The sequence below is a fragment of the Thiobacter sp. AK1 genome, assembly GCF_039822265.1.
GTDB classification, from domain to species: Bacteria; Pseudomonadota; Gammaproteobacteria; order Burkholderiales; family Thiobacteraceae; genus Thiobacter; species Thiobacter aerophilum.
The window spans coordinates 1-20,453 of sequence record NZ_JBAJEX010000007.1 but is presented as its reverse complement, the minus strand read 5'-3'; the positions used below and the strand labels follow the sequence as shown (position 1 = coordinate 20,453).

Below are 20,453 nucleotides of genomic sequence, written 5' to 3'. Positions count from 1 at the left end.
CGATGAAACCCGCCATCCTGGTCGCGCGCGAAGTGTTCGACGCAGTGCTCGCCTCCCTCGGCGCGCACTTCGAGGTCGTCGGCGCGGTGGACGACGCGGCACGATCTGGCGCGAGGCCGCGGAATCGGCCCAACCCGGATGCCGGACGGGGCTGACGCGGAGCCCATCGTGACGGAGCTGTTCCGACTCGGGTTGCTTGATGCTGGGACGGCCATGCGCGCGGGGGTGTTTTCCAGCGAGGCCTATACCCGCGCCCTGCTGGAACGCATCGCTGCCCTCGAGCCCACGGTGAAGGCGTTTGCCTGGCTCGACGCCGATCAAGCGCTGGCGCGGGCCCGCGCCTGCGACGCAAGCCCTTTGCGCGCCGACGGCAAGGATTGCCTGCACGGCATTCCCCTCGCCGTGAAGGACGTCATCGACACCGCGGGCATTCCCACCGCGTGCGGCACTCCGATCTATTCCGGGCGGGTGCCCCAGACCTCGGCCGCCGTGGTGCGCAAATTGGAAGACGCCGGCGGCTTCGTGCTCGGCAAGACCGTGACCGCTGAGCTCGCCTTCTATGCCCCAGGTGTGACCCGCAATCCCTGGAACCCGGCCCATACCCCGGGGGGCTCTTCGAGTGGCTCGGCGGCCGCGGTGGCGGCGGGCTTCGTGCCGGCGGCCCTGGGCACCCAGACCAACGGTTCCGTGATCCGCCCGGCGGCCTTCTGCGGCGTGGTGGGTTTCAAGCCATCGAGCGGACTGGTGTCGCGCGCCGGCGTGCTGCAGTTCAGCAAGACCCTGGATCATGTGGGCGTGTTCGCGCGCTGTGTCGACGATGCGGCACGCCTGACCTGCTGCCTGGCCGGCTTCGACCCCGCCGATGCCGCCGGCGTGGATGCGCCCCATGTGCTGTGCAGCCCTGGTGAGAAATTGCCCGCGCGCACGGCGCCACCGCGCCTCGCCCTGGTCCGTTCGCCGGTGTGGTTCGAGGCAGAAATCTATCAACGGGAAAACCTGCTCACCCTGGCGTCGCGCTTCGCCAATGCAGATGCGGTGGTGGAGGAAGTCGCTCTGCCGCCGCTGTTCGAGGAGGCGCATCGCCTGCACCACATCATCATGTACGGCGAAGGGGCGCGGGCATTGCGCCCCTTGCAGGCGGCGCACCGGGCCGAGCTGAGCCCGCAGCTCAACGCCCTGATCGACGAAGGGCTGGCGATTTCCGATGCCGAGATCGAGCAGGCGCTGGCGCAGCGCCTCAAGCTCAACGGCGAGATGCGCGCCATCCTGAATCAATACGATGCAATCATCACGCCACCTGCCATCGGCGAGGCGCCGGCCACGCTGGAACACACGGGTGACCCGCTGTTCTGCACGATCTGGACGCTCACTGGCCTGCCGGCCGTGACGCTGCCGTCCGGCTTCGGGCCCCATGGCCTGCCCCTTGGCATGCAGCTGGTGGGCGGCTATCTGCGCGACGACCGGCTGCTGGGCGTGGCGAAGTGGTGCGAGCGGATAATCGGCCTGGCGCCCCTGCTGGCACCGATCACCCCGAACTGAATCGAACACCGCGAACGGAGGAAAGCACGATGAACATCGCATTTATCGGCATGGGCATCATGGGCAAGCCCATGGCGATCAATCTCAAAAAAGCGGGCCATACCGTGTATGTCCACGGGCGACGTCCCGAATCCATGGAGGAGTCGGCGCGCGCCGGCTGCCTGCCGTGCCCTTCGTCTGCAGATGCCGCATCCCGGGCGGAGATCATCATCGTCATGGTGTCTGACACGCCGGACGTGGAGCAGGTGCTCTTCGGCGATACCGGCGTGGTGCACGGCGCGAAGCCGGGCAGCATCGTGGTGGACATGAGCACCATTTCGCCCACCGCCACCCGCCGCTTCGCAGCCGAGCTGGCGCAGCAAAGCATCGACATGCTGGATGCGCCGGTTTCTGGTGGCGAGATCGGCGCCATCCAGGGCACGCTATCCATCATGGTGGGCGGCAAGGCCGAGGTGTTCGAACGGGTGAGGCCGGTGTTCGAAGCCATGGGCAAGAACATCGTGCACGTGGGCGATCACGGGGCGGGGCAAGTGGCCAAGGCCTGCAACCAGATCGTGGTGGCGGTGACCATCGAGGCCGTCGCCGAGGCGCTGACCTTCGCCCGCAAGAACGGCGTCGATCCCGCCAAGGTGCGCGACGCGCTGATGGGCGGCTTCGCCGGCAGCCGCATCCTGGAGGTGCACGGCAAGCGCATGCTCGACAACGAATACAAGCCCGGCTTCAAGACCCGCCTGCACCAGAAGGACATGAACATCGTGATGCAGACGGCCAAGGAGCTGGGCCTCGCCTTACCGGGCGCGGCGCTGGTGATGCAGCACCTCAACGCGCTGATGGGCATCGGCGGCGCGGAGCTGGATTCGGCGGCGGTAATGAAGATCGTCGAACGCGCGTCGGGCATAGAACGTTAGGCATTCCTCCACGAAGGACACGAAGTTTCACGAAGATCTTTCTGGGTTTCTCTTCGTGACCTTCGTGGCTAAAGGATTCTGCATGAAACACAAAATCGTCTTTCTCGACCGCAAGAGCCTGATTGCCGACATGCGCAGGCCGTCATTCGCGCATGAATGGATCGATTACGACCAGACGCGGCCGGATGAGGTGGTGGCCCGGCTGAAAGATGCGACCATCGTCATCAGCAACAAGGTGAAGCTCTCTGGCGACATCCTGGCCCAGGCGCCCAGTGTGCAGATGATCGCCGTGGCCGCCACCGGCACCGACATCATCGACCTCGACTACTGCAAGCGCCACGGTATCGTCGTTTCCAACATTCGCGGCTATGCCGTGCATACCGTGCCGGAGCACGCCTTCATGCTGATGCTCGCCCTGCGGCGTAGCCTCTTGGGCTGGCGGCAAGACTTGCGCGCAGGGCTGTGGGAGACGGCGGATCAGTTCTGTCTGTTCACCCGTCCCATCCACGACTTGCACGGCAGCACGCTGGGGCTCATTGGCTACGGCTCCCTGGGCAAGGGTATGCACCGGCTCGCCGAGGCCTTCGGCATGGGGGTGCTGATCGCCGAGCACAAGGGCGCGCCCAGTGTGCGTCCGGGTTACACGCCCTTCGAGACGGTACTCAAGGAAGCGGACGTCATTTCCCTACACACGCCGCTCACCCCCGAGACGCGCCATCTCATCGGGGCACGGGAGTTTCTGATGATGAAACCGAGCGCCATCCTCATCAACACCGCGCGCGGGGGATTGGTCGACGAAGCGGCCCTGGTGGACGCACTGAAAAGCGGCGCCATCGCGGGGGCGGGCTTCGACGTGCTGTCGGTGGAACCTCCACGCGCGGGCAATCCCCTGCTCGATCTCGAGCTGCCCAATTTCATCCTCACCCCCCACGTGGCCTGGTCCAGCCGACAGGCGATGCAGACGCTGGCCGATCAGCTGGTGGACAACATCGAGGCCTTCGTGGCGGGTGAGCCGCGCAACGTGGTGACGTGAACATTGTCATCGCGCCGGACTCCTTCAAGGGTTCGCTCACCGCACTGGAAGCGGCGCAGGCCATGGCGAGCGGTGTGCGCCGCGTGTTTCCGGCGGCGCAGCTGCGCCTGTTTCCCCTTGCCGACGGCGGGGAGGGCACGCTCGATGCCTTGCTCCATGCCGGAGGCGGCGAGCGGCGGCGCACGCGCGTCACGGGCGCAGACGGCAGGACCATCGAGGCAGACTGGGGCGTGCTGCCAGATGGCGATCATCCCATCGCCGTGATCGAGTCGGCTCAGGTCGTCGGGCTGGCGCTCGCCAGGGACAGCGACGTGGCCCATCGTTCCACGCGCGGCATCGGCGAGCTGATCCGCCACGCGCTGGACACAGGGCTCACGCGTTTGCTCATCGGCCTGGGCGGCACGAGCACGAACGACGGAGGAGCCGGGTTGCTCACTGCCTTGGGCGTGCGCCTGCTCGACGATAGGGGGGCAACCCTTGCGCCCACACCCGCGGGCCTGGCGCGGCTTAAACGGGTGGACTTCACGGGTCTCGATGCGCGTGTCGCACGCTGCGAGTTTACGGCGCTCACCGATGTGGACAATCCTCTCGTGGGACCAGCCGGCGCCACGGCCACCTTCGGCCCGCAGAAGGGGGTGGTGCCCGAAGCGATCGCCGAGTTCGATGCGCGGCTTTCTCGTCTTGCGGCTTTATGTGATGCCTGGGCCGGGCGGCCGGTATCGCGCGAGCCGGGCGCGGGCGCAGCCGGTGGTTTGGGGTATGCGTTGCTTCTAATCGGCGCGCGACGGGAACCCGGGGCGCGGGTGGTGTGTGAGCGGGTCGGCCTGCCCCAGGCCGTGGCGGCTGCCGACTGGGTGCTGACGGGTGAGGGCCGCTCCGATGCCCAGACCCTGCACGGCAAGCTGCCTCTGGAAGTGGCCCGTCTGGCGCACGCGCGCGGCGTGCCGGTGACACTCATCTCGGGCCGCATCGATGAAGCGGCTCGCCCCCTTTTGCAAGCTCATTTCGACGGCTGTTTTGAGGCTGCACCCGCAACCTTACCGCTTGCGATCGCCCTGGCACGGGCGGCACAATTGCTCTCCGACGCGGCGCAAGAGGCTGCACGGGCCTACCGCGCCCGTTGTCATTGATTCAGGGAAAACCACCGTGTCCGGGGACGAGATCCGCTACGGCCGCTGCTATAGCAACGGCATTTATGGCGCCAAATGGGCCGTGTATCAGGTCATCCGTGAAAACGAAGATGGCAGCGTGACTTTCAAGGTGGTCGCCGGGGCCAACCGTCGCCGCACCGGCACCCTGCCACGGGAGGAATTCGCGCGCTGGGCCCAATATGAGGTGGCCCTAAAGGAAAACGAGTGGGTGCGCTTGGATCAATTGTGAGCGGGCGGTCGCGCTAGCTCCCCTGAAAATCATCGCCCTCCATGCTCGGTGCGCTCACCCTTCTACTGCTGTTTCAGCTCGCCGGCGAAGTCCTGGTGCAGGCGCTGGCGTTGCCGGTGCCGGGGCCAGTCGTGGGCATGGCCCTGCTGCTCACCATGCTGGTCTTGCGTGGCGGCGTGCCGCAACCGCTGTCCGACACGGCCAACGGCGTGCTTTCGCACCTGTCCATTTTGTTCGTGCCGGGCGGGGTCGGGGTGATGCTCTATCTGCCGCGCCTGCGTGAGGAGTGGCTGCCCATCGTGGCAAGCCTGGTGCTGGGGACGCTGCTTACCCTCACCGCCACGGCCCTGGTCTTGCGCGCCTTGCACCGCCGCCAGCAAGACAAGGAGCCGCGCCCATGAGCGGCCGCCTGGGACACATATGGGTCTATCTCGCCGCGAGTCCTCTGCTGTGGCTCACACTCACCCTCATCGCCTACCAGGGTGCCACCTGGGTATCGCGGCGCCTCGACCATCACCCCCTGGCCAACCCCGTGCTGCTTTCGGTGGCCCTCTTAATGCTGGTGCTGCGCCTCACCGACACGCCCTACCCAATCTATTTCGACGGCGCTCAGTTCGTGCATTTTCTGCTGGGGCCGGCGACGGTGGCCCTAGCTGTGCCACTCTACCAACACTTCGAGCGTCTGCGCCGCATGTGGCTGCCCTTGGTGGTGACACTGGTCGCGGGCTCCGCGCTCGCCGCGGCTTCGGCCTATGGCATTGCCACCGCGCTGGGGGCGAGTCGCGAGGTGGCGCTGTCCCTCGCACCCAAGTCCGCCACCATGCCCATCGCCATGGGGATCTCGGAAAAGATCGGCGGTATTCCCAGTCTCACTGCGGTGTTCGTGGTTTTGACCGGTATTTTCGGGGCCGTGGTGGGCGTGTGGCTGCTCGAGCGGCTGGGCTGTCGCGACGATGCCATCAAGGGTTTCGCCATTGGCCTTACTTCCCATGGCATCGGCACCGCGCGCGCTTTCCAGATTTCCCCGCTGGCCGGCGCCTTTTCCGGTCTGGCCATGGGTCTCAACGGTCTGATGACGGCGGTGTTGGTGCCGTTGGGTGCCCACTGGTTGAATCATTGAGCGCCGGCCATGACTAGACATCGAACGGGAACACCAAGGCATCGTGAAAGACGCCGGGGATACCTCCTTCTTCGAGCAATGAATGAATTGGCTTCGGCAACGCCTGGGGCGCGGATGGCAAGTGCACCTTAAAGATCCTCGGCATGGCGCCGAAACAGATGTCGTTGACGGTTACAACTAGGGCGTGGCGATCCCGTGGCGGTAGTCGGGACCAAGACAAGTCATGAAATGATGTGGTTCCCAACTTCGGGGCCATGACACCCTTTTGGTTTTTTGCCGCTGGGCTAAGCGCCGGAATCCAGGACGCTCCCAAGCATAGAGAGGTCCGTGGCTTCCCGCCTGCGCCGGCGTGACGCCCACACGCAAGCGGACACCTGTTTCGGAAAGCTCGGTCGATGGCCACGCTCATTCCCACCCTCGGCAGCGCTCGCTTCGATAGCCGCGGCGAACTGAGGCTCGCCGAGCGTCTGCGCGATTGTCTCGAAGAAAACGCGCTGGTTTGGCACAACTTGCCTGTCGGGCCTTTTGGACAACATCCGGATTTCGTCATCCTGCACCCCGCGCGGGGCCTGGTGGTGTTGGAGGTCAAGGACTGGCGGCTAGACAGCCTCCTTGAGGTTAACCGCTTCGAGGTGACCTTGCTTACCCCCAGCGGTCGGGTGAAGCATGTCAATCCCATCGAACAGGTACGACAGTACATGTACCGTGTGGTGGACGTGCTCAAGCAAGATCCTTCCCTACTCGTTCCGGAGGGCCCGGATCAGGGCCAGCTGTACCTGCCTTTTGGTTTTGGCGTGGTCTTCACCAATATCACCCGCAAGCAGTTCGAGGCCACCGACCTGGGCCAGGTCATGGCCCCTGAACGCGTGGTGTGCCGCGACGAAATGGCCGAAAACGTCGATCCCGACGCATTTCGTGAACGCCTCGGGGCGCTGGTGCTCCGCCGTCCGGGCCGCATGTTGTCCATGCCCCAGATGGACCGGATACGCGCCATCCTGTTTCCGGAAATCCGCGTGCAGCAGATCGCGCTGCCCCTGGGAAGGACGGAAGATGCAGGGCGCAACGATCACCTTTTGGCGGTGATGGACTTGCAACAGGAACAGCTCGCCCGCAGCCTAGGGGAGGGCCATCGCATCATCCGCGGCGTGGCTGGTTCGGGCAAGACGCTGATTCTGGTGTTTCGTGCCGAGCATCTGGCGAAGGTGGCAACGCGCCCCATTCTCGTGCTGTGCTACGGTAATGGCATTGCCGGGCGCATCGAGAACGCCATGCAGGACCGGGGTGTGGAGGACAAGGTGATCGTCTCCACTTTCCACGCCTGGTGTTTGCGCATGTTGCAAACCTACGACCTGCCCCTGCCAAGTGAGCAGGATTATCCTGACTACGAGGCCCGCTTGCAGGCGGGTGTGAGGCGCGTGATCGAGGCCGTGGACAAAGGCTTGATTCCGTCTGGGCAATACGAGGCGGTCCTCATAGACGAAGCGCACGATTTCGAACCGGAATGGCTGGCGCTGGCGGCACGCATGGTCCACCCCGACACACGGTCCCTGTTGGTGGTCTATGACGACGCCCAGGCCATCTACAAAGGCAGGAAGCGCCCAGTGTGGCGACAATTGGGGATCGATGCTTCCGGGCGCACCACGGTGCTCAAGGTCAACTATCGCAACACGGCGCAGATCTTGCGTTTCGCCTGCCGTTTCGCCGCCGACGCCTTGCAAACCCCCGGGTTCGAAGAGGGTGCCGAAACCATCGTGTTGCCGGAAACGGGTGGCCGAGAAGGCCCGGAGCCGGTGGTCCGCGCCTGCGTGGATTTCGATGGCGAGGCCTATGGGGTCGCGGCATGGCTCAAGGAGCGGCGGCAGCAGGGCTATCGGTGGAATGAGATGGCGGTGGTGTATCCCCAACACGCCATCGGCCAACGCATTGCCCGCATCTGCAACAAAGAGAACATCCCTGTGGATCTGGTGAAAGAAAACCGCAACCGCATCGATATGGATCGGGATGCCGTTCGCTTCTTGAGTATGCATAACAGCAAAGGACTGGAGTTCCCCTGTGTGGCCGTGGCAGGCCTGGGCGCCCTCGCCGGGGATGACCTGGCCGATGACGTGCGCCTGGCCTATGTGGCAATGACCCGTGCCACCCACGCGCTTTTCGTGAGTTACTCGCGCACCACGCCGCTGGTGGCGCGACTGGTTGGGTAGCCCATTGATGTCCCAGAGCCAAGGCCCCCGCATTGGGCTCGCCCTCGGTAGCGGTTCTGCCCGTGGCTGGGCGCACGTGGGCGTCATCCATGCCCTGGAGGAGGCTGGCATCCGGCCGGACGTGGTATGCGGCACGTCCATCGGTGCGCTGGTGGGCGCGGCCTATGCGGCGGGGGAGATCGAGCGCTTTTCCAACTGGGTCCAGGGCCTGCGCCTGGCGGACGTGATCGCCTTCCTCGACGTGAAATTCTTTGGTGGCTTGATCCAGGGTGAACGGCTGATGGACTTTTTCCGGCGCAATTTCGTGGATCGCCCGGTGGAGGCATTGGCCATTCCCTTTGGCGCAGTGGCCACCGAGCTGGCCAGTGGCAACGAGGTGTGGCTACGGGAAGGATCCACGATGGATGCAGTGCGGGCGTCCATTGCTCTGCCCGGGTTGTTCACGCCGGTGGCACGGGACGGTCATTTGCTGGTGGATGGCGGGTTGGTCAATCCGGTGCCCGTATCGCTGGCGCGCGCCATGGGGGCCGATGTGGTCATCGCCGTGGATCTCTTGGTCGATGTGCTGGGCCGCCATCTGCGGCGGCGGCGTAAGAGCGCGCGGGAGGGCGAGGTGAGCGCCTGGCTCACCAGGCTGCAGGCGCGCCTTTCGGAATTCATTCCTCGCAATGGCCAGACCCTGCCCTCGGTGCTGGACGTGGTGGCATCCAGCATCAACATCATGCAGGTGCGCATCGCCCGCAGTCGCATGGCTGGGGAACCGCCCGATGCCGTGGTGGCGCCGCGGCTCGCCCATCTTGGCTTGATGGAATTTCACCGGGGCCGGGAAGCGATCGAGGAAGGTCGGCGTGCGGTGAAGGCGGCCCTGCCGCAGATTCGCGAGGCGCTGGAGAGCTGGGGTTGACGGCCTCACGCCGCCTTCTGGCGCGCGAAGTCGCTGGCGAGCAATTCCTCCAGAAAGGCCTGGTAGTCGCGGGCGCCGCGGCAGTTGGGCGCATGTTCGAACACATTCTTGCTTAGCGCCGGACTTTCCGCCACGCGCACGTCCTCGCAGATGGTGGTGGTGCAGACTTCTTGCCCGAAATGCCTGCGCGCCGCTTCGAGAATTTCCCGCGCCATGCGCCGGCGCCGGTCGAAACGGGTGAGGAGATAGCGTCGGGGCAGCCGGCGCTTGAGCACATGTTCCAGGGCCTTGAGGGTTTTCTCCACCTTCAGTGCGCCGTTGAGGGCGAGGAAGTCGGCGGAGATGGGCACCAGTACCAGCTCGCACGCGAACAGGGCATTGAGCGAAAGCACGCCAAGCATCGGGCTACAATCGATGACCACCGGTTCTTGTGCGTCCTCCAGGGTTTCTGTGCGCAGCGCGCCGGCAAGACGCGTGACGATGTTGTAGCTCTTGCCAAACACCGCGTCTGCCTTGGCCAAATCGAGATGGGCAGGGATCAGGCGCATGCCTGCGGGCGCCGGGCGAACCAGCTCAGCCAGCGTGCGAGTGCGCTGGAAAAAGGCATAGATGCTCTCCTCGCTCCGGTCTATGCTGATGCCAAGGGTATGGGTGAGATGGGACTGCGGGTCGAGGTCGATGAGCAGTGGCCGCTGTCCGCGTGCCGCCATGGCCGCGGCCAGGTTGAGGCTGGTGGTGGTTTTGCCTACCCCGCCTTTCTGATTGAACACAGTGATGACGGTCATGGCGCCCCCTCTGGTGGCATGCCCCAGCATAGCGCTGTGAGAAAAAACACGCAACAAATCCAGTTGTTACAGCGGGAACATAAAGTGGTGGCGTAGCAAAGTCCGCTCATGATCCTGGCCTAACGCGCCCTGAAGTGATGAGAGCATGCGCCCCGATCGTCTCCTCGCCTCGCCCTCACCCAAGGGAAGACGCAGAGTGAGGATACGCCCGACATGGTCGCGGCTAAAGCCGCTCCCTAAGCCGGCTGACACAGGCCGCTCGTTTTTTCCGCTCGGGCAGGTCTTGCTGGTGGGGCGGCGCCAACGGGCCGTTGTAAAGACGCCTGCGGTGGGCCATCCGCCGCGAGGAACGGCGTCGCGCCAGTAACCTCCGCAGAAGACGCCGATTGCCAAGTCACTGGCACCGAAACCGGTGCGCGGGGTAGCATACGAAAATGTCCAACGCCTCCACCCAAGACACGCTTGAGCTGACGACGCTCGTGACCGCTTGCCGCGCCCGTAGCCTGCTGGTGCTGGGTCGCCTGGCCGGGCCGCTGCCCACCGGTTGCGCGCTGACCCATCACGCTGCGCCACCTTGGCTGCCGGCGGACAACGAGCCCGCGCGCTTCGATCTTGTCTATGTGATAGACGTGCTGGAAGGGCTCGCAAAGGTGGAGGGCGTGCGCTTGCTATGTCGGCTGCGGGACGTGCACACCCCGCGTCTCTACGTGCGTTGCGTGCTGGGAGAGTGGGGCGAGAACGATTTCTTCGCGCTGGGCATGGAGCGTCTGGCACTAAAGCAGAGGGATGGGCAGACAAGCGGCCTATTCCGCTTCGATCTCTTCACCTACAAACCCGCGCCCGAGTGGTTCAATGCCAAGTACTGGGCCCACCCGGAGCTGTGGGACAAGTATCCCTGGCTGTCTTCCTGACGATCTGGTGACTCGAAGATACGTCTGGGGGAGCGGCTGCAGCCGCGATTTGCTGTCCCGCTTCCGTCGAGGGAGATCAGAATGCGCCCTGGTTTCTTCGGATCGTCCATGTCTAGGATCGGCAGCCTCGTCGTAGCTGCTCAAGGCGCCGCTTTGGTGCCGCCCTTGCAGCGGCGCGGCGCTGGGGGCGGCCAGCTGCCGCGAACGCAGCGCTGCTCTCGAGAGGTTCCACCACAGCTTACGCTTCGCCGAGTTGGGCTGGCGTGGCCACCGGTCAGTCCCACTGGCCGGCATCCAATGTGCGCAGGATGGCTTTGGCGTCCTCGACGAAGCGGGCGGGGCTCTTGGGTTTGCCGAAGGCAAAGGCTGGCGGCTTGAGCTCGCCTGGGTAGGGCAGATCGTCGTTGAAATCCGTGGCGTCCACGTAGTCGCTGAAATAGATCATACCCACCAGCACCAGTGCCGACACCAGCGCGGTGGTGCCCACCCCGCGCGGCGTGAGCAGGGTCGCGAAACGCAGATGGCCATAGAGGGCACTAGCCACCACTAGCACCGTCACGCCTTCGAAGATCACATCCGCCGAAATGCCTGCGGAAAATGCAAAAGCATAGTACTGGCCCAGGGTGTCCAGTACGAAGAGGGCCGCCACGGCGGCACTGGCGATCGCCAGGTGGGGCACGAAATAGGCATGGTGGGCGAAGCTGCGGCTGGCCAAGGCCCACAGTCCTGCCCAAAGGGGAATCGCTAGGGCCATGGAAAGAGTCGCGAGCAGGATCTGTTCCGGGCCGAGCGCTTCGGGACTGCTCTGGTGGTGCTCGAGGATGATCAGGCTAAGCGCCATGCCGTAGGCAATTGCCGCCCCCACGCCTTGGGTGAGCCAGCGCGTGGCGCGGTTGAGGCCTAGGCTGTCGCGTCGAGCGGGCGGGACCTGGTAATCGGCGCTGCGTAGGCGGATCAGGGTGTGGCCAAGCCGTAGCAGGGTCTCGCCGCTGAGTGGATGGCGCATGATGCGCTCAAGCTTCGGCAGTACATAGGTGCCGTTGTCGCTGTCGAGGTCCACTATTACCGGCTGGCCGGAACTGTCGAGCTCGATGCGGGCATGCTCCGGTGAGACGAATTCGTCGTCGAGGATGATGTCGTTGTGGTAGGCGCGACCAATCCGCACCGGGAATTGCTCGAGCCGAAGCCGGCTGTGCACGCGACCGGACTTGTCCAGCACCTCCGCCACCATCAGCGGTTCCACGGCCTTTTCTCCTTCGCGAAACTCTCCAGATAGTGGCGGGCGAAGCGGCGCGCATTGTCGGCACTGACCCCGGCTAGTACCGCGGTGGTCACCATGCCCCGCGTGTTCTGGTCCAGCGTGGCGGCGCGTAGCACGGCATCATAGAGACCCGGCAGCTTCTTGTAGCGGCGCAGGCACAGCGCGGCCTTGAAATCAAGGCCGCCATGGTGCACGAAGTCAGTGTGGCAGGCGAAGCGCGAAACGTCCTCCCGCTCAGCCGGAATCTTCTCGTAGGGCTGATTGAACTGCGCCTGATAGAGCGCGTAGAAGCGGAAGCGATTGATGTTGCGTCCCGCCAGGAAGACGTGCTGGAAATGCACCGTGCCCGTCTGCTGCGTACGCGAGAGGTAGATGTTGTCCTCGGAGGAGCACTGTTGTGTCACCTGCTCATAAACATACGTTGGATCTCGTTCAGCATCGCCCCAGCAGCGCAGAAATGGCGCCACGTGCCCCGGCACGCGATAATCGCCCAGTCTGGTGGTGGTCAATGGCCTCCCCAATAGCTGCTCCATGTAGCGCGCTTGGTTGGCGATGAGGTCACGGCGCAGCAGCGCCCGCGCGGCCTCGGGATCGAGTGCTTCCGTGCGCGGGGTACGTGCCAATAGTTCTCTGACGTAGCGCGCCGGCACCAGGAAGCTTACCTGGTTGCCGGCGGTCGCCACGTTGACGCCGACGACCCGTCCATCCGCCAGCACGGCGGGACCGCCGCTCATGCCGGGATTGATGGAGCCGGTAAAATGGACCTTCTCGTAAAGGGAATGCGCCAAGAGGCCGTTATACGTGCCTTCCACGATGGTGAAGCCGAGATCCAAGGGCGTGCCGATGGAATAGAGGCGCTCGCCAATGGCCACCGGCCCCGTGGCGAGCGTCATGTGGCGCGGAAAAGCGATGTCGCTGGCGACGAGGGCGAGATCGTGCACCACGTCGAAATTGACGAGTCGCAAGGGGGCGAGTAGGCCAGTGGCGGTGAGCACCTCGCCGCGATAGAGCTCCGGCTTGTGGATGAGATCGGCAATGACGTGATAATTGGTGACGATGAGACCGGTGGCCGAGACCACGAAGCCCGATCCCACGCCGGCCTTGGCGCCGGAAGAGGATTCCAGGATACGCACCTGCACCACGCGGTCCTGGTAGCGGCTGAAGATCTGCTGGGTTTGGGCCCGGACGGGCACCAGGGCTGGTATAAGCAGTAGTAGCAGGAAGAGCAGGCCGGCGCGTGGGGTCAAACGCATCGTGTCATTCTACCTGCCGCGCCAGGGTGGTCCAAGCGCGGCGCGCGCAGCTGCTGGGCTATTGGGCAACCCAGGCGCGCGCCTCGTCGTAATCGTCGAACACTTCGATGTCCGCATCCACGAACATGCGTTGCAGCCAGGCGCTCCAGGCCACCCACTGGTTGTCCGTCACGACTGCGACCTTGTCGAAATCGTACTGGTGTTCCCGGGAGAACTTGAGCTCCTCCCACACCACGTCCAGCGTATAGCCCACCATGTCCCGCAGGTCGATGAGCAGATTCACCGGCCCGAGTTTGGAGGCGTAGAGCACGTGCTCTTCGAACTGCTTGAAATCGTCGAGTGTGAATTCCCCCAGTACCGAGAGGATGACGACGTTTTTGTCCACGGAAATGCTGATCATGGTGTCTGCCTTGGCCGGATTGGATGGTGCATTGTAGGAACGCCCCTCGAGTGCGGGCAAGAGCGACTTAACGAGACCCCGCTAACGGCGTGACCCATGGGTGGCGCCCTGCCCAAGTGCGCGCCCACGAAAATTGCTGTGCAGTCGTATGGTCGCCGACTGCGTGGGGAACGCCCCAACCGGCATTGCGGCCGAGCCCAGCGAGTGCTACTACCCAAAAACGCTGCTTGTCACGGCCACCCCGGCTTGGATTTACGGTTGCGCGCGACCCATCCGCCCATTACTGAGCGTGTTGCGACTTCCGTGAGTCTTGCGCGATAGAGCGCCGGCTGGTAACGGCGCTACTGATGGCGCCACTGGCGATGATGAGGCCGATGGCCAGCCACGACAGGGGCGCAAGCACCTCGCCCCACAGGGCAATGCCGAACAGACTGGCGAATACCACCGTGCTGTAGGCGAGACTGCCTACCACCAGCGGGTGGCCCAGCCGATAGGCGCGGGTCATCGCCAATTGTGCCAGCGTGGCGCTGAGACCGAGCCCCAGCAGCAGAGGCAGATCGCGCCAGTCGATGCCGTGGAACTCATGCGCCAGCATCCAAAAGGCTGCGCCCACGGTACACACCAGGGTGAAGTAGAACACCACGCGCCATTCCGGTTCGCCCGCCGCGCCCAATTGCTTGACGTTGAGATAGGCCACCCCGGCGAGGAACCCCGATGCCAAGCCCATGAGACGGGCCAGGAAGTCGGTGTCGTCGAAGCGGGGATGGAGCAGGAGCGCGACACCCACGAATCCTAGCAGGAGCGCCGCGATCAGCCACCAGGCGGGTTTCTGGCCCAAAACCAGGGTGAGCAGCAGGGCAAGGAACAAGGGCGAGGTGTAGTTGAGGGTGATGGCGGTGGCCAGCGGCAGGGCGCTGATGGCATAGAAGAACAGCATTAGCGCGAAGAAACCGGACAGGCCTCGCCAGACGTGCATGCGCAGGTGCGGGGTAGCCAGACTTAGGCCCCGTCGGCGTACCATGCCCCAGATGATGAGAAGCCCGACCAGGGAGCGGTAGAACACCAGTTCTGCCGCCGAGAAATGCCGCGCCCCGAGCTTGACGAATACGCCCATGAGCGCAAACAGCAAGCCCGCGACCACCATCCAGCCGGATTTCATCTGCTGGCCAGCGCTGGGCGTGAAAGGAGGCTGCGGGTGTCGGGCGCACCGCTTACAAAGATGCAATGACCATCAGCCATGCCCTTGCGCCCTTGCCGTGGAGTTGCTGCCGATCTTACGCTTTGGCTTGGCGATGGGGTCGGTCACAAATGGGGTGTGAGCTGTCGCCGCAAAAACTCATGGAAGTGCAGCATGCCATCCTCGGTGGGCGACTGATAGGGCCCCACCTCGTTGGCGCCGCGTAGCCAAAGGGCCTTGCGCCCGTCCTGCATGCGCTGGCAGATTTCCTCGTCCTCCACTGCTGTTTCCTGGTAGGCGGCTTGTTCGGCCTCGACGTACTCGCGCTCGAAGAGCACGATGTCCTCGGGATAGTAGAACTCCACCACGTTTACGCAGGATTCGATGCCAGTGGGCCAGACGGTGCTCACCACCAGCGTGTGGGGATACCACTCCACCATGATGTTGGGGTAATAGGTGAGCCAAATGGCGCCGTACTTCGGCAGTCGCCCCTCGTCATAACGCAGCACTTGTTCGTGCCACTTGCGGTACACCGGCGTGCCTGGCTTGGCGAGCGCGTCGGCAATGCCCACTGTCTGCACGCTGTACCACTCACCGAACTCCCACTTCAGTTCATCGCAGTTGACGAAATGGCCGAGGCCCGGGTGGAAGGGCACCACATGGTAGTCCTCGAGATAGACTTCGATGAAGGTCTTCCAGCTAAAGGCATAGGGCTGAATGAGCACCCGGTCCAGCATGTAGCCTTCGAAGCTGAGCTGGGCCGCCACACCGAGCCCAGCCAGATCCTGCGCCACGTCCCGCGGACCGGAGAATAGGAGGCCATTCCAGTTGGCAAGGGACGTGCGTTCCAGATTCAGGCAGGGGTTGCCTGCGAACTGGGGCGCGCCGAGCAGCTTACCCGAGAGGTCATAGGTCCAGCGATGCAGCGGGCAGACAATGTTGCGCGCGTTGCCACGGCCATTGAGCATGAGGGCCTGGCGATGGCGGCAGACGTTGGACAACAGTTCGATGCCTTGGCCAGTGTTGACCAGCACCTTGCCCCTGTTCATCCAGTCCAGCACCTGATAGTCGCCAGCATTGGGCACCATCAGGGCGTGGCCCACGTAGCCCGGCCCCTGCTCGAACAGGAGCTTTTTCTCCAGCTCGTAGATCTTTGGATCGAAATACCAGTCGATGGGAAGCTGGGTGGGATTGCGCTCAAGCGCGCTGGAAGTGGACAGGTCGGACATAGGCCCCTAACGGAATGAACGCGTTGGATCAACCCTGGGCGGCCGGCACCGCCGGACCGTAAGGCGACGATTATGTCCGAATTGGTGACCCGGGGCAAGCGCGTGTATGAGTCCACCACCTTTGGCACTCGGGTTGGTGAGTGATCACCCGCGTTTTTGGGTTTCGGCTCGCGCGACGTATGGCCGAGATGAGGGATGCGTGCCATTGCCGCGAATTAGACTCGTTTTCCTGGCCGTTGCCGCGCTTTCTTTAGGATGATGGAAACCAGTCACGCACTCGCCATTCCTAATACATGCGGGCGCTGGCCTCACGCTGGCGGCAAGCGACGCCTCGCGGGCCGGATTGACCGGCACCCCTGGCTTGGGGTAGCTTTAACCTCTTTTCTTGTGTAGGGCGCGTGATGAGCAAAGCCCCCAAAGCGCCGAGCTTTGAGGCCGCGCTGGCGGAGTTGGAAAAGATCGTCGCCAGCATGGAGAGCGGGCAGCTTTCCCTGGCGGACTCCCTTGCCGCCTACAAGCGTGGCAGCGAGCTTCTCAAACTCTGTCAGCGGCAGTTGCAGGATGCAGAGCAGCAGGTGCGCATCTTGAGCGAGTCGGGCGAGCTGGAGAACTTCTCTGGCGAATTAGCCAAGTGAACGACGGCCGCGTGATCGTTTCCCCCGCCTTCGAGGATTGGGCCCACCGCCTCCAGGCACGCATGGAGGCGGCACTGGCGCGCCATCTGCCTGCCTCCGACATCTCGCCGGTGCGCCTGCATCAGGCCATGCGTTATGCCGTGCTAGGTGGTGGCAAGCGGGTGCGGCCGCTGCTGGCTTTCGCCGCTGGGGAAGTGGCGGGCGCGCATCCCGACCGGCTGGAAGTGGTGGCCTGTGCGGTGGAACTGATCCACGCCTATTCCCTGGTGCACGACGACCTGCCTTGCATGGACGACGACGTGCTGCGACGGGGCAAGCCCACCGTGCACGTGGAATTCGACGAGGCTACGGCGCTTTTGGTGGGGGATGCCCTGCAAAGCTTGGCCTTCCAGCTTCTGGCCCAATATCCCCTCGCCGACGATGCCCAGCGCCAGCTGGAAATGGTGGCCTTGCTCGCAGTGGCAGCAGGCTCCCGAGGCATGGCCGGCGGTCAGGCCATCGATCTGGCCAGCGTGGGCAAGACCCTCACGCTGCCGGAGCTGGAATTCATGCACGTGCACAAGACCGGCGCCCTGATCCGCGCTTCGGTCATGCTGGGGGCCCTGTGCGGTGGGCTGGCGGAGGTGGACATCGCCCGGCTGGACCATTTCGCCAAGTTCGTCGGCTTGGCCTTCCAGGTGGTGGACGACGTGCTGGACGCGGAAGCGAGCACGGCTACCTTAGGCAAGACCGCGGGCAAGGATGCCGAGCAGAACAAGCCCACCTACGTGAGCCTACTGGGGTTAGTCGAAGCGCGCCGCCTGGCACAGGAGATGCGCGATGAAGCCGTCGCCGCCCTGGCGCCTTTCGCCGAGCGCGCGCGCCGCCTACGCGAGATCGCCGATTTCATCGTGTTGCGCCGGTTCTGAAGATGCCCGATTCCCTCCTCAGGCGTATCGATCATCCCGGTGAGCTGCGTCAGCTGGATCGCCGAGAGCTGCCGCGCCTGGCCGCCGAGCTGCGCGAATTCCTGGTGGAGAGCGTCTCCCGCACGGGGGGGCATCTCGCCTCCAACCTTGGCGCGGTGGAACTCACCATCGCGCTGCACTACGTGTTCAACACACCTGATGACCGGCTGGTTTGGGACGTGGGGCACCAGAGCTATGCCCACAAGATCCTCACTGGCCGGCGCGAGGCGATGGCCACCCTGCGCCAGCATGGCGGCATCGCCGGCTTCCCGAAGCGCGAGGAAAGTCCCTACGACACTTTCGGCACCGGTCATTCCAGCACGTCCATCTCCGCCGCGCTGGGCATGGCGGTGGCGGCCAAGCGGGCGGGGCTGGCGCGGCGCGCGGTGGCCATCATCGGGGACGGTGCCCTGACCGGTGGCATGGCCTTCGAGGCGCTCAACAATGCGGGGGCATCCGATGCCAACATCTTGGTCATTCTCAACGACAACGAGATGTCCATTTCGCCCAATGTGGGTGCCCTCACCAACTACCTGGCGCGGCTGCTTTCCAGCCGTTTCTACACCGAGGTGCGTCGCCGCGGCGGCGAGGTGCTGAAGGCGATGCCACCCATCCGCGAATTCGCGCGGCGCGCCGAGGAACACTTCAAGGGCATGGTGATGCCGGGCACCCTGTTCGAGGAATTCGGGTTCAATTACGTCGGCCCCATCGACGGTCACGACCTGGACGTACTGATCGACACCCTGTCTAACATCCGGCGGCTGGAAGGCCCCCAGTTCCTGCATGTGGTGACCAAGAAGGGACAGGGCTATAAGCTCGCCGAGGACGATCCCTGTCTCTACCACGGCGTGGCGCGTTTCAACCCACGCCAGGGCGTGGCGGCCAAAGGCGCCGCCCTGCGCACCTACACCCAGGTGTTCGGGGACTGGCTGTGCGACATGGCGGAGCAAGACCCGCGGTTGGTTGCCATCACCCCGGCCATGCGTGAAGGCTCGGGGATGGTCGCCTTCTCCGAGCGCTTCCCAGATCGCTTCTTCGATGTGGGCATTGCCGAGCAGCATGCCCTCACTTTCGCTGCTGGCCTTGCCTGCGAGGGTCTGAAACCGGTGGTGGCCATTTACTCCACCTTCCTGCAGCGGGCCTACGACCAGCTCATCCACGACATCGCCCTGCAGAATTTGCCGGTGATGCTGGCCATCGACCGCGCTGGCCTGGTCGGGGCGGACGGGCCCACCCATGCCGGCGCCTTCGACCTCTCTTTCCTGCGATGCATCCCCAATTTGACCCTCTTCACCCCCGCCGACGAGGACGAATGCCGGCAGATGCTCTACACCGCCTACCTGCTTAACAGCCCCGCGGCGGTGCGCTATCCACGTGGCGCAGGGCAAGGCGTGCCAGAGCGGCGGCAGATGCAAGCCCTGCCGGTGGGCAAGGGGGAGGTTCGGCGTCATGGCAGCCGAATCGCCCTGCTTGCCTTCGGCAGCATGCTTGCCCCCGCGCTGACCGCCGGCGAGGCGCTCGATGCCACGGTGGCTAATATGCGCTTCGTCAAACCGCTGGATGACGACCTGGTGCGGGAACTGGCCCAATGCCACGATCTGCTGGTCACCCTGGAAGAGAACGTGATCCAGGGCGGCGCCGGCAGCGCGGTGTTGGAATCGCTGCAAAAACAGGGGATTGTGAAACGGGTCCTGCAGCTTGGTCTGCCGGACCGCTTCGTGGAGCATGGGGACCCGGCGCAGCTTCTGGCTGAATGTGGCCTGGATGTGGCCGGGGTGGTGGCGGCGGTGCAAAAGCATACCCGAGCTATTTACTCGGGTATTGAGCTCGCTTATACTGTCAACTCGTAAGCCCGTCCGGGCCCCGCCCCGTCAGCAGAAGGATGATCCCATGAACCAATGCGAAGTCTTGCCCATGGCCGATGTCCAGGCCACGGCCGATACCCGGCACATCGCCATCGACAAGGTGGGCGTGAAAGCCGTCCGCCATCCCATTCGTGTGGCCGACAGGAGCGCGGGCGTACAGCACACGGTGGCCGTGTTCAACATGTACGTCTACCTGCCTCACCACTTCAAGGGCACGCACATGTCCCGCTTCCTGGAGATCCTCAACGGCTACGAGCGGGAGATTTCCGTGGAAAATTTCGAACACATGCTGCGGGAAATGGTGAAGCGCCTGGAAGCGGAGTCGGGGTATGTCGAAATGACCTTCCCTTATTTCGTCAACAAGACCGCCCCCGTGTCCGGCGTGCAGAGCCTGATGGATTACGAAGTGACCTTCATCGGCGCCATCGAGAACGGGGCGTACCGCCAGACCATGAAGGTGGTGGTGCCGGTCACCAGCCTGTGCCCGTGCTCCAAGAAGATTTCCGACTACGGCGCCCACAACCAGCGCTCGCACGTGACCATCACCGCTCGCGCCAATACCTTCGTGTGGATCGAGGATCTCATCCGCATCGCGGAGGAGCAGGCCTCCTGCGAAGTGTTTGGGCTGCTCAAGCGCCCGGACGAGAAGTGGGTCACGGAGAAGGCCTACGACAATCCCAAGTTCGTCGAGGACATCGTGCGCGACGTGGCCGCTGCCCTCAACCGCGACCCGCGCATCGACGCCTATGTGGTGGAGGCGGAGAACTTCGAGTCCATTCACAACCACTCCGCCTACGCACTGATCGAGCGCGACAAGACCAAGCGCGTGGCCTGACTCGAAGTCCCTGCCTTCGGGGTCGCATCCCCGCTGGCGCGGGGCCCCTGCTCCGCCCTGCGGCAGGGGA

21 protein-coding genes are annotated in these 20,453 nt (G+C 64.3%); 15 read left to right on the top strand and 6 right to left on the bottom strand.

Going from position 1 to position 20,453, the window contains the following annotated elements; translation table 11 throughout:
- Nucleotides 1-2 precede the first annotated feature (2 nt).
- The 10 genes from V6E02_RS09230 to rssA all read left to right on the top strand — a co-directional run bounded on the left by V6E02_RS09230 (nucleotide 3) and on the right by rssA (nucleotide 9,085).
- The gene (locus V6E02_RS09230; protein WP_347308505.1) at nucleotides 3-155 is read left to right on the top strand and encodes a hypothetical protein; all 153 of its coding nucleotides are present in this window, start codon (nucleotides 3-5) and stop codon (nucleotides 153-155) included.
- Nucleotides 156-168: 13 nt separating this feature from the next.
- Nucleotides 169-1,539, top strand: a complete 1,371-nt coding sequence (locus tag V6E02_RS09225) for an amidase (RefSeq protein WP_347308504.1) — start codon at nucleotides 169-171, stop codon at nucleotides 1,537-1,539.
- Between the two features lie 29 nt (nucleotides 1,540-1,568).
- Nucleotides 1,569-2,447, top strand: a complete 879-nt coding sequence (locus V6E02_RS09220; protein WP_347308503.1) for a 2-hydroxy-3-oxopropionate reductase — start codon at nucleotides 1,569-1,571, stop codon at nucleotides 2,445-2,447.
- Nucleotides 2,448-2,529: 82 nt separating this feature from the next.
- Nucleotides 2,530-3,480 (top strand): D-2-hydroxyacid dehydrogenase, encoded by a 951-nt coding sequence (locus V6E02_RS09215; protein WP_347308502.1) that lies wholly within the window; start codon nucleotides 2,530-2,532, stop codon nucleotides 3,478-3,480.
- A 2-nt stretch (nucleotides 3,481-3,482) separates the two neighbouring features.
- Nucleotides 3,483-4,610 carry a glycerate kinase gene (locus V6E02_RS09210; protein ID WP_347308619.1) on the top strand — a complete coding sequence of 376 codons (1,128 nt, stop codon included), beginning with the start codon at nucleotides 3,483-3,485 and terminating at the stop codon, nucleotides 4,608-4,610.
- A gap of 16 nt (nucleotides 4,611-4,626) precedes the next feature.
- Nucleotides 4,627-4,860 carry a hypothetical protein gene (locus tag V6E02_RS09205; protein WP_347308501.1) on the top strand — a complete coding sequence of 78 codons (234 nt, stop codon included), beginning with the start codon at nucleotides 4,627-4,629 and terminating at the stop codon, nucleotides 4,858-4,860.
- 41 nt (nucleotides 4,861-4,901) lie between these two features.
- Complete coding sequence (locus tag V6E02_RS09200; protein ID WP_347308500.1) at nucleotides 4,902-5,261, top strand: CidA/LrgA family protein; 360 nt, start codon at nucleotides 4,902-4,904, stop codon at nucleotides 5,259-5,261.
- Complete coding sequence (locus tag V6E02_RS09195; protein WP_347308499.1) at nucleotides 5,258-5,980, top strand: LrgB family protein; 723 nt, start codon at nucleotides 5,258-5,260, stop codon at nucleotides 5,978-5,980. Before V6E02_RS09200 ends, V6E02_RS09195 begins: the two co-directional genes overlap by 4 nt.
- A gap of 395 nt (nucleotides 5,981-6,375) precedes the next feature.
- The gene (locus V6E02_RS09190; protein WP_347308498.1) at nucleotides 6,376-8,181 is read left to right on the top strand and encodes a 3'-5' exonuclease; all 1,806 of its coding nucleotides are present in this window, start codon (nucleotides 6,376-6,378) and stop codon (nucleotides 8,179-8,181) included.
- A gap of 4 nt (nucleotides 8,182-8,185) precedes the next feature.
- Nucleotides 8,186-9,085, top strand: a complete 900-nt coding sequence (rssA, locus tag V6E02_RS09185) for a patatin-like phospholipase RssA (protein WP_430626794.1) — start codon at nucleotides 8,186-8,188, stop codon at nucleotides 9,083-9,085.
- Between the two features lie 5 nt (nucleotides 9,086-9,090).
- On the opposite strand, the gene V6E02_RS09180 is transcribed toward rssA, so the two are convergent.
- A complete protein-coding gene (locus tag V6E02_RS09180; RefSeq protein WP_347308496.1) occupies nucleotides 9,091-9,870 on the bottom strand; it encodes a ParA family protein in 780 nt (259 codons plus the stop codon).
- Between the two features lie 434 nt (nucleotides 9,871-10,304).
- On the opposite strand from V6E02_RS09180, the gene V6E02_RS09175 reads away from it, so the two are divergent.
- A complete protein-coding gene (locus tag V6E02_RS09175) occupies nucleotides 10,305-10,781 on the top strand; it encodes a DUF6231 family protein (protein ID WP_347308495.1) in 477 nt (158 codons plus the stop codon).
- Between the two features lie 274 nt (nucleotides 10,782-11,055).
- On the opposite strand, the gene V6E02_RS09170 is transcribed toward V6E02_RS09175, so the two are convergent.
- From V6E02_RS09170 to V6E02_RS09150, 5 genes are all read right to left on the bottom strand, one after another.
- Nucleotides 11,056-12,024 carry an FHA domain-containing protein gene (locus V6E02_RS09170; protein WP_347308494.1) on the bottom strand — a complete coding sequence of 323 codons (969 nt, stop codon included), beginning with the start codon at nucleotides 12,022-12,024 and terminating at the stop codon, nucleotides 11,056-11,058.
- Nucleotides 12,012-13,295, bottom strand: coding sequence for a S1C family serine protease (locus tag V6E02_RS09165; RefSeq protein WP_347308493.1), 1,284 nt, complete (start codon nucleotides 13,293-13,295; stop codon nucleotides 12,012-12,014). The genes V6E02_RS09170 and V6E02_RS09165 overlap by 13 nt, the downstream gene beginning before the upstream one ends.
- Nucleotides 13,296-13,353: 58 nt before the next feature.
- Nucleotides 13,354-13,695 carry a SpoIIAA family protein gene (locus tag V6E02_RS09160; protein ID WP_347308492.1) on the bottom strand — a complete coding sequence of 114 codons (342 nt, stop codon included), beginning with the start codon at nucleotides 13,693-13,695 and terminating at the stop codon, nucleotides 13,354-13,356.
- A gap of 280 nt (nucleotides 13,696-13,975) precedes the next feature.
- Entirely contained in the window at nucleotides 13,976-14,854 is an 879-nt protein-coding gene (locus tag V6E02_RS09155) for a DMT family transporter (protein WP_347308491.1), read from the bottom strand.
- A 143-nt stretch (nucleotides 14,855-14,997) separates the two neighbouring features.
- Nucleotides 14,998-16,101, bottom strand: coding sequence for an aromatic ring-hydroxylating oxygenase subunit alpha (locus tag V6E02_RS09150; RefSeq protein ID WP_347308490.1), 1,104 nt, complete (start codon nucleotides 16,099-16,101; stop codon nucleotides 14,998-15,000).
- Between the two features lie 401 nt (nucleotides 16,102-16,502).
- Between V6E02_RS09150 and V6E02_RS09145 the strand changes: the two genes are divergently transcribed.
- The 4 genes from V6E02_RS09145 (at nucleotide 16,503) to folE2 (ending at nucleotide 20,383) form a co-directional block, all read left to right on the top strand.
- Nucleotides 16,503-16,736, top strand: a complete 234-nt coding sequence (locus tag V6E02_RS09145; RefSeq protein WP_347308489.1) for an exodeoxyribonuclease VII small subunit — start codon at nucleotides 16,503-16,505, stop codon at nucleotides 16,734-16,736.
- A gap of 62 nt (nucleotides 16,737-16,798) precedes the next feature.
- A complete protein-coding gene (locus tag V6E02_RS09140) occupies nucleotides 16,799-17,644 on the top strand; it encodes a polyprenyl synthetase family protein (protein ID WP_347308618.1) in 846 nt (281 codons plus the stop codon).
- 2 nt (nucleotides 17,645-17,646) lie between these two features.
- Nucleotides 17,647-19,533 carry a 1-deoxy-D-xylulose-5-phosphate synthase gene (dxs, locus tag V6E02_RS09135; RefSeq protein WP_347308488.1) on the top strand — a complete coding sequence of 629 codons (1,887 nt, stop codon included), beginning with the start codon at nucleotides 17,647-17,649 and terminating at the stop codon, nucleotides 19,531-19,533.
- A gap of 40 nt (nucleotides 19,534-19,573) precedes the next feature.
- A complete protein-coding gene (folE2, locus tag V6E02_RS09130) occupies nucleotides 19,574-20,383 on the top strand; it encodes a GTP cyclohydrolase FolE2 (protein ID WP_347308487.1) in 810 nt (269 codons plus the stop codon).
- Nucleotides 20,384-20,453 lie beyond the last annotated feature (70 nt).

Bases quoted from the DNA above. Each gene is read 5' to 3' on its own strand.
- folE2 (WP_347308487.1), top strand. From the start codon at position 19,574: ATGAACCAATGCGAAGTCTTGCCCATGGCCGATGTCCAGGCCACGGCC.
- dxs (WP_347308488.1), top strand. From the start codon at position 17,647: ATGCCCGATTCCCTCCTCAGGCGTATCGATCATCCCGGTGAGCTGCGT.
- V6E02_RS09200 (WP_347308500.1), top strand. From the start codon at position 4,902: ATGCTCGGTGCGCTCACCCTTCTACTGCTGTTTCAGCTCGCCGGCGAA.
- V6E02_RS09165 (WP_347308493.1), bottom strand. From the start codon at position 13,295: ATGCGTTTGACCCCACGCGCCGGCCTGCTCTTCCTGCTACTACTGCTT.
- V6E02_RS09220 (WP_347308503.1), top strand. From the start codon at position 1,569: ATGAACATCGCATTTATCGGCATGGGCATCATGGGCAAGCCCATGGCG.
- V6E02_RS09230 (WP_347308505.1), top strand. From the start codon at position 3: ATGAAACCCGCCATCCTGGTCGCGCGCGAAGTGTTCGACGCAGTGCTC.
- V6E02_RS09190 (WP_347308498.1), top strand. From the start codon at position 6,376: ATGGCCACGCTCATTCCCACCCTCGGCAGCGCTCGCTTCGATAGCCGC.
- V6E02_RS09150 (WP_347308490.1), bottom strand. From the start codon at position 16,101: ATGTCCGACCTGTCCACTTCCAGCGCGCTTGAGCGCAATCCCACCCAG.
- V6E02_RS09175 (WP_347308495.1), top strand. From the start codon at position 10,305: ATGTCCAACGCCTCCACCCAAGACACGCTTGAGCTGACGACGCTCGTG.
- V6E02_RS09155 (WP_347308491.1), bottom strand. From the start codon at position 14,854: ATGAAATCCGGCTGGATGGTGGTCGCGGGCTTGCTGTTTGCGCTCATG.
- V6E02_RS09145 (WP_347308489.1), top strand. From the start codon at position 16,503: ATGAGCAAAGCCCCCAAAGCGCCGAGCTTTGAGGCCGCGCTGGCGGAG.
- V6E02_RS09140 (WP_347308618.1), top strand. From the start codon at position 16,799: ATGGAGGCGGCACTGGCGCGCCATCTGCCTGCCTCCGACATCTCGCCG.
- V6E02_RS09160 (WP_347308492.1), bottom strand. From the start codon at position 13,695: ATGATCAGCATTTCCGTGGACAAAAACGTCGTCATCCTCTCGGTACTG.
- V6E02_RS09180 (WP_347308496.1), bottom strand. From the start codon at position 9,870: ATGACCGTCATCACTGTGTTCAATCAGAAAGGCGGGGTAGGCAAAACC.
- V6E02_RS09215 (WP_347308502.1), top strand. From the start codon at position 2,530: ATGAAACACAAAATCGTCTTTCTCGACCGCAAGAGCCTGATTGCCGAC.
- V6E02_RS09195 (WP_347308499.1), top strand. From the start codon at position 5,258: ATGAGCGGCCGCCTGGGACACATATGGGTCTATCTCGCCGCGAGTCCT.